Annotated in this window: 20 protein-coding genes; 14 read left to right on the top strand and 6 right to left on the bottom strand. The window is 73.5% G+C overall.

The features are described from left to right. The first annotated feature begins 10 nt into the window (after positions 1-10). The 3 genes from ACSP97_RS10265 (at position 11) to ACSP97_RS10255 (ending at position 2616) form a co-directional block, all read left to right on the top strand. Positions 11-1024 carry an ABC transporter ATP-binding protein gene (locus ACSP97_RS10265; protein ID WP_358273404.1) on the top strand — a complete coding sequence of 338 codons (1014 nt, stop codon included), beginning with the start codon at positions 11-13 and terminating at the stop codon, positions 1022-1024. A 73-nt stretch (positions 1025-1097) separates the two neighbouring features. Further along, positions 1098-1919 (top strand): ABC transporter permease, encoded by an 822-nt coding sequence (locus tag ACSP97_RS10260; RefSeq protein WP_355143800.1) that lies wholly within the window; start codon positions 1098-1100, stop codon positions 1917-1919. Positions 1920-1953: 34 nt separating this feature from the next. Next, complete coding sequence (locus ACSP97_RS10255; RefSeq protein ID WP_358273402.1) at positions 1954-2616, top strand: AAA family ATPase; 663 nt, start codon at positions 1954-1956, stop codon at positions 2614-2616. Here the strand turns inward: ACSP97_RS10255 and ybaK are convergent. The 4 genes from ybaK to ACSP97_RS10235 form a co-directional block, all read right to left on the bottom strand. Beyond that, positions 2600-3103, bottom strand: coding sequence for a Cys-tRNA(Pro) deacylase (gene ybaK / locus ACSP97_RS10250; RefSeq protein WP_355323412.1), 504 nt, complete (start codon positions 3101-3103; stop codon positions 2600-2602). The two genes, ACSP97_RS10255 and ybaK, sit on opposite strands and share 17 nt — an antisense overlap. A gap of 27 nt (positions 3104-3130) precedes the next feature. Continuing rightward, positions 3131-3871, bottom strand: a complete 741-nt coding sequence (locus tag ACSP97_RS10245) for an LON peptidase substrate-binding domain-containing protein (RefSeq protein WP_355143794.1) — start codon at positions 3869-3871, stop codon at positions 3131-3133. 11 nt (positions 3872-3882) lie between these two features. Continuing rightward, positions 3883-4968 carry a hypothetical protein gene (locus tag ACSP97_RS10240; RefSeq protein ID WP_440557216.1) on the bottom strand — a complete coding sequence of 362 codons (1086 nt, stop codon included), beginning with the start codon at positions 4966-4968 and terminating at the stop codon, positions 3883-3885. A gap of 178 nt (positions 4969-5146) precedes the next feature. Continuing rightward, positions 5147-6724 (bottom strand): oxidoreductase, encoded by a 1578-nt coding sequence (locus ACSP97_RS10235; RefSeq protein WP_440557214.1) that lies wholly within the window; start codon positions 6722-6724, stop codon positions 5147-5149. Between the two features lie 231 nt (positions 6725-6955). Here ACSP97_RS10235 and hisD point away from each other — a divergent pair, with 231 nt between their 5' ends. From hisD to ACSP97_RS10185, 10 genes are all read left to right on the top strand, one after another. Then, the gene (gene hisD / locus ACSP97_RS10230; RefSeq protein ID WP_355143788.1) at positions 6956-8281 is read left to right on the top strand and encodes a histidinol dehydrogenase; all 1326 of its coding nucleotides are present in this window, start codon (positions 6956-6958) and stop codon (positions 8279-8281) included. Next, complete coding sequence (locus tag ACSP97_RS10225) at positions 8278-9390, top strand: histidinol-phosphate transaminase (RefSeq protein WP_388310158.1); 1113 nt, start codon at positions 8278-8280, stop codon at positions 9388-9390. The genes hisD and ACSP97_RS10225 overlap by 4 nt, the downstream gene beginning before the upstream one ends. Then, the gene (gene hisB, locus ACSP97_RS10220) at positions 9387-9980 is read left to right on the top strand and encodes an imidazoleglycerol-phosphate dehydratase HisB (RefSeq protein WP_440557211.1); all 594 of its coding nucleotides are present in this window, start codon (positions 9387-9389) and stop codon (positions 9978-9980) included. The genes ACSP97_RS10225 and hisB overlap by 4 nt, the downstream gene beginning before the upstream one ends. A 3-nt stretch (positions 9981-9983) precedes the next feature. After that, the gene (locus ACSP97_RS10215) at positions 9984-10148 is read left to right on the top strand and encodes a hypothetical protein (protein ID WP_167381400.1); all 165 of its coding nucleotides are present in this window, start codon (positions 9984-9986) and stop codon (positions 10146-10148) included. Further along, positions 10145-10789: an imidazole glycerol phosphate synthase subunit HisH gene (hisH, locus tag ACSP97_RS10210; protein WP_355143782.1), complete on the top strand. Its 645-nt coding sequence runs from the start codon at positions 10145-10147 to the stop codon at positions 10787-10789. The genes ACSP97_RS10215 and hisH overlap by 4 nt, the downstream gene beginning before the upstream one ends. Before the next feature lie 3 nt (positions 10790-10792). Further along, positions 10793-11518 carry a bifunctional 1-(5-phosphoribosyl)-5-((5-phosphoribosylamino)methylideneamino)imidazole-4-carboxamide isomerase/phosphoribosylanthranilate isomerase PriA gene (gene priA, locus ACSP97_RS10205; protein WP_070028554.1) on the top strand — a complete coding sequence of 242 codons (726 nt, stop codon included), beginning with the start codon at positions 10793-10795 and terminating at the stop codon, positions 11516-11518. Then, positions 11515-11910, top strand: coding sequence for a RidA family protein (locus ACSP97_RS10200; protein ID WP_355143779.1), 396 nt, complete (start codon positions 11515-11517; stop codon positions 11908-11910). The genes priA and ACSP97_RS10200 overlap by 4 nt, the downstream gene beginning before the upstream one ends. Before the next feature lie 6 nt (positions 11911-11916). Then, positions 11917-12672, top strand: coding sequence for an imidazole glycerol phosphate synthase subunit HisF (hisF, locus tag ACSP97_RS10195; protein WP_146468420.1), 756 nt, complete (start codon positions 11917-11919; stop codon positions 12670-12672). A 121-nt stretch (positions 12673-12793) separates the two neighbouring features. After that, a complete protein-coding gene (locus ACSP97_RS10190) occupies positions 12794-13384 on the top strand; it encodes an ArsR/SmtB family transcription factor (protein WP_355323403.1) in 591 nt (196 codons plus the stop codon). Then, positions 13377-14666 (top strand): MFS transporter, encoded by a 1290-nt coding sequence (locus tag ACSP97_RS10185; RefSeq protein ID WP_440557209.1) that lies wholly within the window; start codon positions 13377-13379, stop codon positions 14664-14666. The genes ACSP97_RS10190 and ACSP97_RS10185 overlap by 8 nt, the downstream gene beginning before the upstream one ends. A gap of 3 nt (positions 14667-14669) precedes the next feature. On the opposite strand, the gene ACSP97_RS10180 is transcribed toward ACSP97_RS10185, so the two are convergent. Continuing rightward, entirely contained in the window at positions 14670-15068 is a 399-nt protein-coding gene (locus ACSP97_RS10180; RefSeq protein ID WP_355143773.1) for a VOC family protein, read from the bottom strand. 15 nt (positions 15069-15083) lie between these two features. Then, positions 15084-15719, bottom strand: a complete 636-nt coding sequence (locus ACSP97_RS10175; RefSeq protein ID WP_355143771.1) for a TIGR03085 family metal-binding protein — start codon at positions 15717-15719, stop codon at positions 15084-15086. An 82-nt stretch (positions 15720-15801) separates the two neighbouring features. On the opposite strand from ACSP97_RS10175, the gene hisI reads away from it, so the two are divergent. Continuing rightward, positions 15802-16197, top strand: a complete 396-nt coding sequence (gene hisI / locus ACSP97_RS10170; RefSeq protein ID WP_355143769.1) for a phosphoribosyl-AMP cyclohydrolase — start codon at positions 15802-15804, stop codon at positions 16195-16197. The last annotated feature ends 1 nt before the right edge of the window (position 16198 follow it).

Genomic DNA, 16198 nt, shown 5'->3' with positions numbered 1-16198 from the left:
CTCTCCCCTTGTGAGTACGCGCGTGGGGCAGGCACTTCGGCAGGACGAGGTCGTCCGTGTGCGCGGGCTCGGCAAGACCTACCCGGCCGTCAAGGGGCGGCGCGGCGCCCCCGGCACGCCCGAGGTGCGGGCCACCGACGGCCTGGACCTCACGGTACGGCGCGGCGAGATCTTCGGGCTGCTCGGGCCCAACGGCGCCGGCAAGTCCACCCTCGTGCGCCAGCTCACCGGGCTGCTGCGCCCGGACACCGGCAGCGTCGAGATCCTCGGCCACGACATCGTGCGCCACCCCGAACGTGCCGCGCGCCTGCTCGCCTACCTGGGCCAGGAGTCCACTGCCCTGGACGAGCTGACCGTCTCCCTCGCCGCCGAGACCACCGGACGGCTGCGCGGCCTGGACGTGACGCGGGCGCGGGCCGAGCGGGACGCCGTGCTGGAGGAGCTGGGGCTCACCCCGATCGCCGGGCGGGCGCTGAAGAAGCTGTCCGGCGGGCAGCGGCGGCTCGCCTGTTTCGCCGCCGCCCTCGTCGGCGAGCGCCCGCTGCTGGTCCTGGACGAGCCGACCACCGGCATGGACCCGGTGGCCCGGCGCGCGGTCTGGGCGGCCGTGGACCGGCGGCGCGCCGAGCACGGCACCACCGTGCTGCTGGTCACCCACAATGTCATCGAGGCCGAGACCGTCCTCGACCGGGTCGCCGTGCTCGACCGGGGCCGGGTCATCGCCTGCGACACCCCCGCCGGCCTCAAGGAACAGGTCGCCGGCGAGGTGCGGGTGGAACTGGTGTGGCGGGAGCGCGCACCGCTGGACGTGCCCGAGGTCGCCGTGCTGCGCGAGCGGGCGGTGGAGTCCGGCCGGCGCTGGACGCTGCGGCTCGCGCCCGAGGAGGCCCGGGCCGCGGTCGCCACGGTGACCGGCGGGGCCGCTTTCGCCGCCCTCGACGACTTCACCCTCGCCACGCCCAGCCTGGAGGACGTCTACCTCGCGCTGGGCGGCGCCGCGCGGCAGGGGCTGGTGAAGGCGTGAGCGCACGGGCCGCCGTATGCACCGGGGTCGGTACGACCACCGCAGGCGCCGCAGGGAAGAGGAGCAGTTCGTCGTGAGTGTCGTACCCGCGCAGGTTCTGCCGGACGGAGCCCGGACCGTGCCGGAGGCGGTGCCGGCCGCGGCGCCGCTCGCCCCGGCCGCGCGGCTGTGGCCGTCCCTGGTGGCCGTGTACCGGGCGCAGCTGTCCCGGGCCCGGGTGTCCAGGATTCCGCTGCTGTTCGTGGCCACCTTCCAGTCCGTCGGCATCACCGTGATGATGCGCGGGGTCGTCGACAACGGGTTCGAGGCACGGTCCGTGGTGGCCGGCTCGGCCGTGCTGGTCGTCGCGTACGTCGCGCTGAACCTGCTGGCCCAGTACTTCGGGCAGCTGCGGGCCGGCGGCGGGCTCGACCACTACGCCACCCTGCCGGTGCCGCCGGCCGCCGTGGTGCTCGGCGCGGCGGCGGCGTACGCCTCCTTCACCGTGCCGGGGACGCTGGTGACCGCCGTCTTCGGCTGTGCGCTGTTCGGGCTGCCGCTGTCCAACCTGTGGGTGCTGCTCGCGGTCGTCCCGCTCGCCGGGGCCGCGCTGTCCGGACTCGGCGCGGCGCTGGGGCTGCTCGCGCCCCGGCCCGAGCTGGCCACGCTGCTCGGGCAGCTGGGCATGTCGGCCGCGCTGCTGCTGGGCGTGCTGCCCGCCGACCGGATGCCGGAGATCATCCGGCTGGCGCGGGACCTGCTGCCCTCCACCTACGGCGTGGAGGCGTACGCCCGCACGTTCGGGGAACACCCGGACTGGGCGGTCGTCCTCGCTGACCTGGGGGTGTGCGCGGGCGTCGGGGTGGTCTCGCTGGCCGTCGCCGCCTGGGCGTACCGCAGGGCCGCCGTCCGATGACGCGACCCACAGGCCGACCTGGCACGATGTCAGGGTGACCGCACCGCTGAATCCGCCACCGCCGCCGCACGACGACTCCGCGCACCAGGTCTGGCAGACGCCGCCCGCCGGGGCGCCGGTCGCGGGCGCTTACCCAGAGGACGGCCCCGGAATGAAGACCGAAGCACGCGAGGCCGCGGTGATCACCCTGGTGGTGACGGTGGCCGGGGCGCTGCTCGGACTGCTGTGGTGGTGGCTGACGCCGCATGTGCCGCTGGTCGGCGAGGTGTCCGGCCGGACCTGGACGGTCTACCTCAAGGACAGCGAGGGCGAGCAGGCGATCGGGGTGGACGGCACGTTCACCCTGCTGGCGCTGGCGTTCGGCGCGGTCAGCGCGCTGGCGGTGTTCCTGTGGCGGCGCCGGGGCGGCGTACCGCTCGTCGTGGGCCTGGCGCTCGGCGGGCTGCTCGGCTCGGTGCTGGCGTGGCGGCTCGGCGTCTGGCTCGGCCCCACCTCCGATGTGATCGCGCATGCGCGGGCCGTCGGCAAGGGGGTCACGTTCCCGGCGCCGCTGCGGCTCGGCGCGAAGGCGGCGCTGCTGTCCTGGCCGTTCGCCGCCGTCCTGGTCCACCTGGGGCTGACGGCGCTGTTCGGCCCCCGCGACCCCGAACCGCACCAGCCGGGCGAGCGGCCGGAGCCCTTCACCCCCGCCCGATAGGCGCCAGCACCGCCCCCGTCAGCTCGGCCAGATCGCCCGGCGCCAGCTCGACCTCCAGGCCCCGCCGCCCCGCCGACACGCACACGGTGGCGTGGTCGCGGGCCGAGGAGTCCAGGACCGTGCGGAGCTTCTTGCGCTGGCCGAGGGGGGAGATGCCGCCCCGGACGTAGCCCGTGGTGCGTTCGGCCAGGGCGGGGTCGGCCATGGTCGCGCGCTTGCCGCCCACCGCCGAGGCCAGCGCCTTGAGGTCGAGGGTGCCGGCCACCGGGACCACGCCGACCACCAGCGTGCCGTCGACGTCGGCCACCAGGGTCTTGAAGACCCGGTCGGGGGAGACGCCCATCGCCTCGGCCGCCTCCTCGCCGTAGGACGGGTGGGAGGGATCGTGCTCGTAGGCGTGGACGGTGAACTCCACGCCCGCCGCGGTCAGCGCCACCGTCGCCGGAGTCCCCCCGGACTGCTGCTGCTTCTTCGACTTCTTCGCCATCGGTGTCTGCGGATCCCTCGGTTCGGCTCAGTTCAGACTGGTCGGCGCCCGCGTCAGCTCGAACGCGGGCAACGACGGCAGGGTACGGATGATGGCGGTCTCCCCGCGCAGCAGTTTCAGCTCGTCCCGCAGCCGGGACGCGGTGTCCGGCGCCTGGAGCAGCCGCTGCTTGGTCGGCGTGTCGTGCACCATCGCGGCGGCCACCAGGTACGACACCACGCTCGGGTCGTCCGGCAGCTCCGCGCTCGTCGCGAGCGAGCGCTCGCGCGCGCCCGCCAGCCGCTTCTGGTACTGCCGGAACGCTCGCAGCACGCCCTCGGCGAGCGCCCCCGCCTCGTCGCCCGGCTCCTCCGCCAGCTCCTCCAGCTCGGCCGTCAGGAAGGGACCCGAGGCGTCCACGGACAGCAGCCGCACCCGGGTCGTGCCGGTCGCCAGCACCTCGAAGCCGCCGCCGGCCCGCTCGCGGATGGTCGCCGCGTCGGCCACGCAGCCCAGGGCGTGGAAGGACTTGAGCGGGTCCGGGCCGAAGCCCGCGGCCGGGCCCCGCTCGGGCTGCGCCGTGGGGTCGGGCATGCCGGGGGCGCTCGGCGCCACCTCGTACCCGTCGCGGATGGCCACGACGGCGAACCGCCGCGGCTCGTCCTCCGGGGTCTTCAGCAGCTCGCGCATCATGGCGCGATAACGCTCCTCGAAGACGTTCAGCGGCAGCACGAGTCCGGGGAAGAGGACCGTGTTCAGCGGGAAGAGGGGCAGACGGACGGTGGTCACGACGCCCCAGCCTAGTGGTCGGCGGCGCGGCCGTGTCCGCGGTGGGCGGGCAGAAGGTCCTCGGGACCCGGCGGCAGGCCTGCCGCAAGGGGCGCCCCGGTCCCGGTCAGCAGGTGCTCGCGCAGCCCCAGGAAGTACCCGAGCGGATCGTCCGAGAACCGGTCCCAGGGGCAGGAGGTGACGTACGGGCCGATCAGCCGCAGCTGGCCGAGGGCGTCCTGCGGGCGGTCCAGGCGCAGCAGGACGTACAGCAGGGTGTTGCGCACGCCGGCGGGCCAGGGATCGGCCGGGGCGAAGCACGCCGACAGGGCGATCGCACGGTCGGCCGCCGCGTCGAGCCGGTCCCGGGCGACGTCGGGGCCGCCGCCGTCGAGCAGGCAGCCCAGGGCGGCCCGCACGGGCAGCGCCTGGACGAGCGAGCCGGCCGGGGCGTCCTGCGCGGCGAGTTCGGCGAAGTCGAAGCACTCGCGGTGCGCGGCGCTGGGCGCGTGCGGCCGGTCGCCGAAGCGGACGCAGCAGTAGGCGGCCAGATAGCGCAGGGCCGCCACATGGCAGCCGTAGTGGTGCGGGGCGCGGCGCAGCGCCGCCGCCCACAGCTCCTCGAAGTAGCGGTGCCCGGCCCGTGAGCCGCGCGCGTGGTCCAGCGCGATCCGCCAGGGCACCGGATCGCGGTCGTCGGCCCGCGCGGCGGCGGTGATCAGCGGGCTCACCTCGCGCAGCAGCTCGGCGCGGGCCGGTGACGACCACACCCGGTCCACCGCCAGCTGGGCCGCGACCAGCAGGCCGTTCGGGTCGTCCCGGTCGGCCGTGCGCCAGTTCTCGAACCACTCGGGGCGCAGCCGGGCGAAGGCGGCCAGTCGCCGGGCGTAGCGGTCGTGGCTCTCCCACTGGGCGGCGGCCCGGGTGGCGGCCAGCAGGTCGGCCGCGGCCCGGTACTCGCCCCGGCCGGCCGCGACCAGCGCGGGCGAGAGCCGGTCGTCGGGCGCGTCGAGCACCGCCCCGTCCCCGTCCGGGATCCGGCCGGCCGGGCGCGCGGGGCGCTGGGACATCCAGGTGCGGCGGAGGAACGAGGGCAACGGAACCATGGTGCGGACCATTGAAAGTCCGCAGGTCGGGGCAGCGCCAGAGGCTTGGGGGAAGTTGTCGAAGGTTGTGCGACCGAGGGTCAAGGAGCAGTAAAGGGTATGTGTTCCATTTTTGTACGACTGGTGGGGGTCTTACGGACACCCGCGGCATTCCGGCGGGGTGGCCCCCGCCGCGCCCCGGCGGGGTGGCTCAGCTGCGCCGCAGCAGCCGGGTCGCGCCCGCCGCCACCGTCGTCGCCAGGACCCAGCCCAGCATGATCATCGCAGCCGACAGCCACTGCCAGCCGCCGCGCAGCTGCCACTCGCCGGCCTGGCCCAGGTCGATCACCGGGAGCAGCAGGTCCAGCGTGAACAGGGCCGGGCTCCAGTAGGGGTGCTGGTCCTGGCTGGTCGGGGGATGGTCGGCGTGCGAGAAGGCGAGGGTGCCCGCCGCCCACAGCACCGCCATCCACACCGCGGCCCGGCCGGGCCGGTAGCCGTAGGCGACCGTCCAGTCCTGGGCGTACCCCCACAGCTTCCCGGCCGGCGGCAGCGTCTCGCGGCGGCGGCGCTGTTTGGCCAGCAGCACCTCGCGCGCGTCCTCGTCCTCGCCGGCCTGCCGCAGCACCGCGGCCAGCCGCTCGTACGGCTCCGGGGCGTACTCGGCGGTGGCCGCCGCCACCCAGTCCAGCCGCCGGGTCAGCGGGAAGGGGCCCTGCGGCACCAGGTTCTCGTAGGTGAAGCCGCCCATGTGCAGCCGCCCGGCGCCCGGCCAGGCGCCCGCGCGGTCCACCAGGTTGACGATCCGCGCCCCCGACAGCACCACCCTGCCGCGCTGCGGACCGTCCCCGAGGAAGCGCAGCTCGGGGGCGTGCACCCGGCGCAGCGACAGCTCCTGGTCGTCGGTGAGGGTGAACCTGGCCCGCTCCAGGTCGACCGCGTCCCCGAACCGTCCGTCGTCCAGGCGTAGCCCGCCCTGGCACTCGAACCGTTGGATCCGGGTGCCGTGGGCCGGTGTGGTGCCGCTGAGCAGCGGATTGCCCACCCCGGCCGGGGTCAGGTACAGGGTCCGCTCCACGCTGAGCTGGGGCGCGTTCAGGGCCAGCCGCGAGTACGGGTTGTACAGCCGCGCGCCGCGCAGGCTCAGCGAGACCCCGATCTGGGCGCCGCGCAGCCGCAGCTCGCCGTGCGACTCCAGCAGCTCCGCCTGGAGGTCCTGGCCGACGCCGAGGCCGTCCGCCGCGATCGACCGCCCGCCCCGGTCCCGGTACACGACCGCCTGGTTGAGCAGCAGGTCGGTGCCGATGTGCGCGTCGGTCAGCCGGACCCCGTTCTGGAACCGGCAGCGGGGCAGATGGAGATCGCCCTCGGTCTGCAACCGGGCCGCCTCCAGGCGCGGCACCGAGCAGTTCACCAGGCGCAGCGTGGTGAACCGGGCCTCCGGCAGCAGCACCTGTTCGTCGAAGCGGCAGTCGCGCAGCTCGACGTACGGCCGCACGGTGCCGCCCGCCAGGTCCAGGGTGCCGGTGACCCGCACCCCGGCGAGCTTCAGCGCGGACACCCGGCCGGCCAGCGCCGGCGGTCCGTCCAGCAGCAGCCAGGCGATGATGCGCGCCCGCACGGACCGCTCGGGCCCCCAGGGATGGCCGCCGTGCGGATCGTCCACGACGCCGTCGCCGCTGCTCAGGTCGTACACACTGCCGTTGCGGAAGGCCTGCCACATGCCCGCCTCGGCCGCGGTCAGGTCGTCCGGCAGGTCCCCGGCGCTCAGGCCGGTCACCTCGGTCACCGCTGTTCCTCTTTCGTCGCCGGCCAGGACCCCTGCGCGGTCCGGGCCTTCTTCGCCGTTCGGGAGGTTTCGTCCAGCCGTTGATGCCCGCTGAGTGACGCCCGGAACACCAGGGGTGAAGGGGATCTTCCGGGTTCCGGCCAGCGTATGTACCACCGATTGGTCCACGTTCTGTATCAGCCACTGATACGCGCGGACGACCACGGACGCCGGTCTGAGAGAATTGGAACCGTGATTTCCCGAATCGATCTGCGCGGCGACGCCCTCCCCGAGGGCCCCGCCCTGCGTGACCTGCTGCCCCGAGCCGACTTCGATGTTCAGGCCGCCCTGGAGAAGGTGCGTCCGATCTGCGAGGACGTGCATCATCGTGGCGACGCGGCGCTGATCGACTTCGCGGAGAAGTTCGACGGAGTACGGCTGGAATCCGTCCGTGTGCCGGCCCAGGCGCTCGCCGACGCGCTGGCCGCCCTCGACCCGGCCGTGCGCGCGGCCCTGGAGGAGTCCATCCGGCGCGCCCGTCTCGTCCACCGCGAGCAGCGCCGCGACACCCACACCACCCAGGTCGTCCCCGGTGGCTCCGTGACCGAGAAGTGGGTTCCGGTCGAGCGCGTCGGGCTGTACGCGCCCGGCGGCCGTTCGGTCTACCCCTCCTCCGTGATCATGAACGCGGTCCCGGCCCAGGAGGCCGGCGTCGAGTCGATCGCGCTGGCGTCCCCGCCGCAGGCCGAGTTCGGGGGCCTGCCGCACCCGACGATCCTCGCCGCCTGCGCGCTGCTCGGCGTGGACGAGGTGTACGCGGCCGGTGGCGCCACGGCCGTCGCGATGTTCGCGTACGGCACCGAGTCCTGCCCGCCCGCGAACATGGTCACCGGTCCCGGCAACATCTGGGTCGCCGCCGCCAAGCGCTACTTCACCGGCCGGATCGGCATCGACACCGAAGCCGGTCCCACCGAGATCGCGATCCTCGCGGACGAGACCGCCGACCCGGTGCACGTGGCCGCCGACCTGATCAGCCAGGCCGAGCACGACCCGCTCGCGGCGGCCGTGCTCGTCACCGACTCCGAGGACCTGGCCACGGCGGTGGAGAAGGAGCTGGAGCCGCAGGTCGCGGCCACCAGGCACACCGACGACCGGATCCGTCCGGCCCTCGCCGGCAGGCAGTCCGCGATCGTCCTGGTGGACGGCGTCGAGGAGGGCCTGAAGGTGGTCGACGCGTACGGCGCCGAGCACCTGGAGATCCAGACCGCCGACGCCGCCGCCGTGGCCGACCGGGTGCGCAACGCGGGCGCGATCTTCATCGGCCCCTGGGCTCCGGTCTCGCTCGGCGACTACGCGGCCGGTTCCAACCACGTCCTGCCCACCGGCGGCTGCGCCTGCCACTCCTCGGGCCTGTCCGTGCAGTCCTTCCTGCGCGGCATCCACATCGTCGACTACACCAAGGACGCGCTGGCCGAGGTCGCGCACCACGTGGTGACGCTGGCGGAGGCGGAGGACCTGCCGGCGCACGGCGCGGCGATCAAGGCGCGGTTCGCGTGGAAGGTACCGGAGAGCAAGTGAGCGACGTGCGCATCGACGACCTCCCCGTCCGGGACGAACTGCGGGGCAAGTCCCCGTACGGCGCGCCCCAGCTGGACGTGCCGGTACGGCTGAACACCAACGAGAACCCCTACCCGCTGCCCGAGGCGCTGGTGGAGCGGATCGCCGAGCGGGTCCGCGAGGCCGCCCGCGAGCTGAACCGCTACCCCGACCGGGACGCGGTCCAGCTGCGCACCGAGCTGGCCAAGTACCTCCAGCGCACCGGCAGGCACCCGCTCGGCATCGAGAACGTGTGGGCGGCCAACGGCTCCAACGAGGTCATCCAGCAGCTGCTGCAGACCTTCGGCGGGCCCGGCCGCACGGCCATCGGCTTCGAACCGTCGTACTCGATGCACGCGCTGATCGCCCGCGGCACCGGCACCGGCTGGATCTCCGGCCCGCGCAACGAGGACTTCACCATCGACCTCGCCGCCGCCGAGAAGGCCATCGCCGAGCACCGGCCCGACGTCGTCTTCATCACCACCCCCAACAACCCCACCGGCAACGCGGTGCCGCCCGAGACGGTCCTCGCGCTGTACGAGGCGGCACAGGCGGCCAAGCCGTCGATGGTGATCGTGGACGAGGCGTACATCGAGTTCAGCCACGGCGACTCGCTGCTGCCGCTGCTCGCCGGCCGCCCGCACCTGGTGATCTCGCGCACCATGTCCAAGGCGTTCGGCGCGGCCGGCCTGCGCCTCGGCTACCTCGCCGCCGACCCGGCCGTGGTGGACGCCGTCCAGCTGGTCCGGCTGCCCTACCACCTGTCGGCGATCACCCAGGCGACCGCGCTGGCCGCCCTGGAGCACACCGACACCCTGCTCGGCTACGTCGAGCAGCTGAAGTCCGAGCGGGACCGGCTGGTCGCCGAGCTGCGCGCGACCGGCTACGACGTCGTCGAGTCCGACGCCAACTTCGTGCAGTTCGGCCGGTTCGCCGACGCGCACGAGGCCTGGCGGAAGATCCTCGACCGGGGCGTCCTGGTCCGGGACAACGGCGTACCGGGATGGCTGCGCGTCTCCGCGGGCACGCCCGAGGAGAACGACGCGTTCCTCGACGCGGTACGTGAACTGAAGAAGGAGCTTGAGGCATGAGCCGCGTAGGGCGCGTCGAGCGCACCACCAAGGAGACCTCGGTCCTGGTCGAGATAGACCTCGACGGCACCGGGCGGACCGACATCGCCACCGGCGTCGGCTTCTACGACCACATGCTCGACCAGCTCGGCCGGCACGGTCTGTTCGACCTGACCGTGAAGACCGGCGGCGACCTGCACATCGACTCCCACCACACCATCGAGGACACCGCCCTCGCGCTCGGCGCCGCCTTCAAGCAGGCGCTCGGCGACAAGGTGGGCATCTACCGCTTCGGCAACTGCACGGTCCCGCTGGACGAGTCGCTCGCCCAGGTCACCGTCGACCTCTCCGGCCGGCCCTACCTGGTGCACACCGAGCCCGAGCCGATGGCGCCGATGATCGGCGCGTACGACACCACGATGACCCGGCACATCCTGGAGTCCTTCGTGGCCCAGGCGCAGATCGCGCTGCACGTGCACGTACCGTATGGACGCAACGCCCACCACATCGTGGAGTGCCAGTTCAAGGCGCTGGCCCGGGCGCTGCGCTACGCCTCCGAGCGCGATCCGCGCGCGGCCGGCATCCTCCCGTCGACGAAGGGCGCGCTGTAACCCATGACCGGTCTGTCGACCATCCTGATCGTCGTCGGCCTCTTCCTGGTCGGTGGCATCGTCTCCTTCGTCAAGCAGAAGATGCCCACCAGCCTGATCGTGCTGCTCTCCCTGGCGGCCGGGATGTGCCTGGTCGCGGGCGTCATGCGGCTGGAGGTGTGGAATTGAGCGCGGCCGCGAAGAAGGTCGTGGTCTTCGACTACGGCTTCGGCAACGTCCGCTCCGCCGAGCGCGCCCTCGCCCGGGTCGGCGCCGAGGTGGAGATCACCCGCGACTTCGACAAGGCGATGAACGCCGACGGCCTGCTGGTGCCGGGCGTCGGCGCCTTCGCCGCCTGCATGCGGGGCCTGCGCGCCGCCCGCGGTGACTGGATCGTGGACCGCCGGCTGTCCGGCGGACGCCCGGTGATGGGCATCTGCGTCGGCATGCAGATCCTGTTCACGCGCGGCATCGAGCACGGCGTGGAGGCCGAGGGCCTGGAGGAATGGCCCGGCACCGTCGCGCCCCTGGAGGCCGACGTCGTGCCCCACATGGGCTGGAACACCGTCGACGCCCCCGCCGGCTCCCAGCTGTTCGCGGGCCTCGACGCCGACGCCCGCTTCTACTTCGTGCACTCCTACGCCGTCCACGACTGGACGCAGGAGACGAACAACCCGGTGATCGCCGCGCCCAAGGTCACCTGGGCCACGCACGGCCGGCCGTTCGTCGCCGCGGTGGAGAACGGTGCCCTGTGGGCCACCCAGTTCCACCCGGAGAAGTCCGGCGACGCCGGTGCCCAGCTCCTCACCAACTGGATCGGAACCCTGTAGACCATGGCCAAGCTCGAACTCCTCCCCGCCGTCGACGTCCGCGACGGCCAGGCCGTACGCCTCGTCCACGGCGAGTCCGGGACCGAGACCTCCTACGGCTCCCCGCTGGAGGCCGCCCTCGCCTGGCAGCGGTCCGGCGCCGAGTGGCTGCACCTGGTCGACCTGGACGCGGCCTTCGGCACCGGTGACAACCGGGCCCTGATCGCCGAGGTCGCGGGGGCGATGGACATCAAGGTGGAGCTGTCCGGCGGCATCCGCGACGACGACACCCTGGCCGCGGCCCTCGCCACCGGCTGCACCCGCGTCAACCTCGGCACGGCCGCCCTGGAGAGCCCCGAGTGGGTCGCCAAGGTGATCGCCGAGCACGGCGACAAGATCGCCGTCGGCCTGGACGTGCGCGGCACCACCCTGCGCGGCCGCGGCTGGACCCGCGACGGCGGCGACCTCTACGAGACGCTGGAGCGCCTGAACAAGGAGGGCTGCGCCCGCTACGTCGTCACCGACATCGCCAAGGACGGCACCCTCCAGGGCCCCAACCTGGAGCTGCTGAGGAACGTGTGTGCGGCGACGGACCGGCCGGTCGTGGCCTCCGGCGGCGTGTCGTCCCTGGACGACCTGCGCGCCATCGCCGAACTGGTGCCCCTCGGTGTCGAGGGCTCCATCGTCGGGAAGGCCCTGTACGCGAAGGCGTTCACCCTGGAAGAGGCCCTGGAGGCTGTGTCGTCATGAGGTCCGAAGCCGTGCGGCGTGTGCAGAGCGGAAGTTCCTGGGAAGAGAGTTTCGGTTTTGCGCGCGCCGTCGCGGCGGGCGACCGGGTGTCCGTGGGCGGTACCACGCCCTTCAAGGGCACGGTCCTCTACGGTGAGGGCGATCCGTACGAGCAGACCCGGGTCGCCTTCGGCAACGCCCTCGACGCGCTGAAGGAGTTCGGACTCGGCGTCGAGTCCGTGGTCCGCACCCGTATGTACCTGAGCCATGTGCGCGACGTCGACGAGGCGGGGCGGGCCCACAAGGAGCTGTTCGACGCCGTGCGCCCCGCCTCCACCCTGCTGGTGGTCGCGGGCTTCGTGGACCCGCGCATCCTGGTCGAAGTAGAGCTTGAAGCATTCAGAGGAGCCTGAGCAGTCATGACCCTGGCGGTCCGAGTCATCCCCTGCCTGGACGTGGACAACGGCCGGGTCGTCAAGGGTGTGAACTTCCAGAACCTGCGCGACGCGGGCGACCCCGTCGAGATGGCCAAGGTGTACGACGCCGAGGGCGCCGACGAGCTGACGTTCCTGGACATCACCGCGTCCTCGGGCAACCGGGAGACGACGTACGACGTGGTGCGCCGCACCGCCGAGCAGGTCTTCATCCCGCTCACCGTCGGCGGCGGCGTGCGCACCGCCGAGGACGTGGACAAGCTGCTGCGGGCGGGCGCCGACAAGGTGGGCGTGAACACCGCGGCCATCGCCCGTCCCGAGCTGATCCGCGAGATCGCCGAGCGCTTCGGCCGTCAGGTGCTGGTGCTGTCGGTCGACGCCCGGCGTACCGGGTCCGGCTCCTTCGAGGTCACCACGCACGGCGGCCGCCGGGGGACCGGCATCGACGCCGTCGAGTGGGCGCACCGCGCGGCCGAGCTGGGCGCGGGCGAGATCCTGCTGAACTCGATGGACGCGGACGGCACCAAGGACGGCTACGACCTGGAGATGATCGCCGCCGTCCGCAAGCACGTCTCCGTGCCGGTGATCGCGTCCGGCGGCGCGGGCAAGCTGGCCGACTTCCCGCCGGCCGTCGCCGCGGGCGCGGACGCGGTCCTGGCCGCCTCCGTCTTCCACTTCGGCGATCTGCGCATCGGCGAGGTGAAGGAGACGCTGCGCGGGGCGGGGCACCCGGTGCGCTGATCCCGAGCGGTTCCGGGCCCCGGCGGCTGCTGCCACCGGGGCTCTTTCACCGACGGATACGAAAGAAAAGTTGCGCAACATGTATTGCGCAATATTTCTTTCCCGATCTAGGATCCGGGACATGCCAGAGAAGGAAAGAGACCGCCGGATCACCGACCTCGGCACCCTCAAGGCGCTCGCCCACCCCCTGCGGATGCGGCTGTACCGGGCCCTGACGCTGGCCCGGACGGCGACCGCCTCCCAGCTCGCCGACCAGGTCGACGAGGCCGTCTCGCTGGTCAGCTACCACCTGCGCAAGCTGGCCGAGCATGGGCTGATCGAGGAGGCCGCGCGGCAGAGCGGGGACGGCCGGGAACGCTGGTGGCAGCCCGCGTCCGACGGCGTGCGCATCCACGACGAGGACTTCCGCGACGCCCCCGAGAAGGCCGCCGCGCACACCGCCGCGAGCCGGCTGTTCTTCGCCCAGCGGACCGAGATGTACCAGCGCTACCTGGACGAACGCGCGCACTGGGGCGAGGAGTGGAAGGCCGCCGCCCAGTCCTCCGAGGCCGTGCTGCGGCTCACCGCCGCCGAACTCGCCGAGCTGACCCGGGAGATGCTCGCCCTGGTGCAGCGCTACGACGAACTCGGCCGGGCGGCGGAGGCCGCCGGGCGGACCGGGGCCCGCGAGAACGTCGCGGTCCACACCTACGCGTTCCCGTTCCATGGCTGAGCCCCGCCGCGCCCCGGCCGCCCCGCCCAGCCCCTCCGAGGAGCCCGACCCGGCCCCGTCCCCCGCCGCCACCGTGCAGGCCCACCGGGACCCCAACGTGCGGCGCTGGCTGACCGCCTACACCTGCTCCATGCTCGGGGACAGCGTCTACTACCTGGCGTTGTCCTGGGCGGCCGTGCGGGCCGGGACCGCGGCGCAGGCCGGCCTGGTGATGTCGGCGAGCGCGCTGCCCAGGGCCGTGCTGATGCTCGGCGGGGGAGTGATCGCCGACCGGCTCGGGCCCCGCCGGGTCGTCGTCGGCAGCGACGCCATGCGCTGCGCCGCCGTCCTCGCGGTGGCCGCCCTGCTGTACCTCACCAGCCCCGGACTGTGGCCGCTCGCCCTGCTGGCGCTGGTCTTCGGCACCGTGGACGCCGTGTTCGTGCCCGCCGTGGGCGCCCTGCCCGCCCGGGTCACCGGCAAGGACCAGCTGGCCCGGGTGCAGGGCATGCGCGGCCTGGCCATCCGTTTCGCGAGCGTCGTCGGCGCCCCGCTCGGCGGCCTCGGCGTGGCCGCCGGCGGCGCCCCGGCCGCCTTCGCCCTCGCCGGACTGCTGATCGCCGCCTCCGTGCCGCTGCTGCTGTCCGTGCGGATACGGGAGCTGCCGGGCGACGAGGCGGACGGCCCCCGCGGCACCGCCTGGGCCGACCTCGCCGCCGGACTGCGGCACATCCGCCGGCACCCCGTCCTCGCCCCGCTGATGCTCTCCATCGCCCTCGGCGACCTGGGCTTCGTCGGCCCGCTGAACGTCGGCCTCACCCTGCTCGCGGACCACCGCGGCTGGGGTGCCACCGGGATGGGCTGGGTGCTCGCCGGGTTCGGCGTGGGCGCCGGGGCCGCCTCGCTGCTGCTCACCGTCCGGGGGCGGCTGCCGCGCGCCGGACTGCTCTGCGGCGCCACCCTGCTCGCCGGTTCCCTCGCCGTCGGCGCCCTCGCCTTCGCGCCCGTCCTGTGGGCGGCTGTCGGCACCGCCCTGCTCGTCGGCCTGCTGACCGGGCTCAGCGGCGCCTTGTGCGGCGCCGTGCTGCAGACCCAGTCCGAGCCTGCCTACCTCGGCCGGGTCACCGCCGTCGCCAGCCTGATCAGCCTCGGCCTCACCCCGCTGAGCATGCCGGTGGCCGCTGCCGCGATCGGCCTGTGGGGAACCGGTCCGGTCTACCTGGTCAGCGCCTGCGTCTGCGGCCTCGGCGGGGTGGTCGCGCTGGTCGTACCGGCCCTGCGCCGCGCCGAACTCCCGCACTGACCCTCACGCGTCGGGCTGCACCAGCTGCACCAGATTGCCGCACGTGTCGTCGAGCACCGCCGCCAGCACCGGCCCCTGCCGACGCGGCCCGTGCGGGAAGCGGACGCCCAGCGCGGACAGCCGGCGGTGTTCGGCCGGGAGGTCGTCCACGGAGAAGACGATGCAGGGGATGCCCGCCTCGTACAGCGCCCGGCGGTAGGGCTCGGCGACGGGCCCCTGGCCCGGCTCCAGGAGGAGCTGGAGGTCCGGCTGGGCGCCCTCGGGCGCGCCGACCGTCACGAAGAGCGTGCCGTTCCCGAGATCCATGTGCGTACGGGTCTCGAAACCGAGGACATCCGTGTAGAAGGCGTGGGCCCGCGCCACGTCGTCCACGTACACCCCGGCCATCGCGACCTTGATCACCAGGCGGCCTCCCGGTCAGAAGCCCAGCTGCTTGGACGAGTGCAGGGTGTCGATCGCCTCCGCGTCGCCCTCCAGCTCCACCTGAGCCGCCCGGTCCCGGCCGAACGCGAACAGCAGCAGCTCCGACGGCTCCCCGGTGGCCGTGACCACCGGCGCGCCCTTGTGGGCCACCACGGTCTGCCCGTCCGGGCGGCGCAGCACCAGCCCTGTCGGCACCCCGCGGCCCAGCAGCCGGGCCGTCCGCTCCAGGCGGGACCACAGGGCGTCCTGGAACACCGGGTCCAGCTCCCGCCGGCTCCAGTCCGGCTGCGCCCGGCGCACGTCCTCGGTGTGGACGTAGAACTCGACCGTGTTCGCCGCCTCGTCCACCTGCTTGACCTGGAACGGCGAGAACCGCGGCGGACCGGTGCGGATGAGCTGGATCAGCTCCTCGTACGGCTTCGCGGTGTACTCGGCCATCACCTTCTCCAGACGGGACGCGAGCTGCTTGATCAGCGCGCCCCCGGCCGCGTCCGGACGGCGCTCGCGCACGATCACGTGCGCGGCCAGGTCCCGGGTCCGCCACCCCTCGCACAGGGTCGGCGCTTCCGGGCCCACGGTTTCCAAGAGGTCGGCGAACAGGAGCCGTTCACGCTTGGCGAAGGTCGACATGGGGCCAGCCTACGATGAGCCGCCGGTCCGTGCAGTGGACACCCGGCCGGGGCTGTCGGTGGCGCGCGGCACAATGGCACCCATGACGAGTACGCCCGGCACGCCCCGGCCCAGCAGCCTCGACCCGGAGATCGCCGCCCGCCTCAAGCGCAGCGCCGACGGCCTCCTGCCCGCGATCGCCCAGCAGTACGACACCGGGGAGGTGCTCATGCTCGGCTGGATGGACGACGAGGCACTGCATCGGACCCTGACCACCGGCCGTTGCACCTACTGGTCGCGCAGCCGCCAGGAGTACTGGGTCAAGGGCGACACCTCCGGCCACGTCCAGTGGGTGAAGTCGGTCGCGCTCGACTGCGACGCCGACACCGTGCTGGTCCGGGTGGACCAGGAGGGCGCCGCCTGCCACACCGGCGCGCGCACCTGCTTCGACGAGGACGTCCTCCTCACGGACGCCGCCGCGTCCGGCGCGGACCGGTGAG

The sequence above is a fragment of the Streptomyces sp. SCPE 10 genome (assembly GCF_051980735.1).
GTDB classification, from domain to species: Bacteria; Actinomycetota; Actinomycetes; order Streptomycetales; family Streptomycetaceae; genus Streptomyces; species Streptomyces misionensis.
This window is presented reverse-complemented; position numbering and strand designations above follow the sequence as displayed.

What these genes read in the sequence shown, in the direction of transcription:
- hisF (WP_146468420.1), top strand. Translation starts at nt 11,917, where the DNA reads ATGACCCTGGCGGTCCGAGTCATCCCCTGCCTGGACGTGGACAACGGC.
- ACSP97_RS10240 (WP_440557216.1), bottom strand. Translation starts at nt 4,968, where the DNA reads ATGGTCCGCACCATGGTTCCGTTGCCCTCGTTCCTCCGCCGCACCTGG.
- ACSP97_RS10215 (WP_167381400.1), top strand. Translation starts at nt 9,984, where the DNA reads ATGACCGGTCTGTCGACCATCCTGATCGTCGTCGGCCTCTTCCTGGTC.
- hisI (WP_355143769.1), top strand. Translation starts at nt 15,802, where the DNA reads ATGACGAGTACGCCCGGCACGCCCCGGCCCAGCAGCCTCGACCCGGAG.
- ACSP97_RS10175 (WP_355143771.1), bottom strand. Translation starts at nt 15,719, where the DNA reads ATGTCGACCTTCGCCAAGCGTGAACGGCTCCTGTTCGCCGACCTCTTG.
- ACSP97_RS10185 (WP_440557209.1), top strand. Translation starts at nt 13,377, where the DNA reads ATGGCTGAGCCCCGCCGCGCCCCGGCCGCCCCGCCCAGCCCCTCCGAG.
- hisB (WP_440557211.1), top strand. Translation starts at nt 9,387, where the DNA reads ATGAGCCGCGTAGGGCGCGTCGAGCGCACCACCAAGGAGACCTCGGTC.
- ACSP97_RS10190 (WP_355323403.1), top strand. Translation starts at nt 12,794, where the DNA reads ATGCCAGAGAAGGAAAGAGACCGCCGGATCACCGACCTCGGCACCCTC.
- ybaK (WP_355323412.1), bottom strand. Translation starts at nt 3,103, where the DNA reads ATGGCGAAGAAGTCGAAGAAGCAGCAGCAGTCCGGGGGGACTCCGGCG.
- priA (WP_070028554.1), top strand. Translation starts at nt 10,793, where the DNA reads ATGGCCAAGCTCGAACTCCTCCCCGCCGTCGACGTCCGCGACGGCCAG.
- ACSP97_RS10200 (WP_355143779.1), top strand. Translation starts at nt 11,515, where the DNA reads ATGAGGTCCGAAGCCGTGCGGCGTGTGCAGAGCGGAAGTTCCTGGGAA.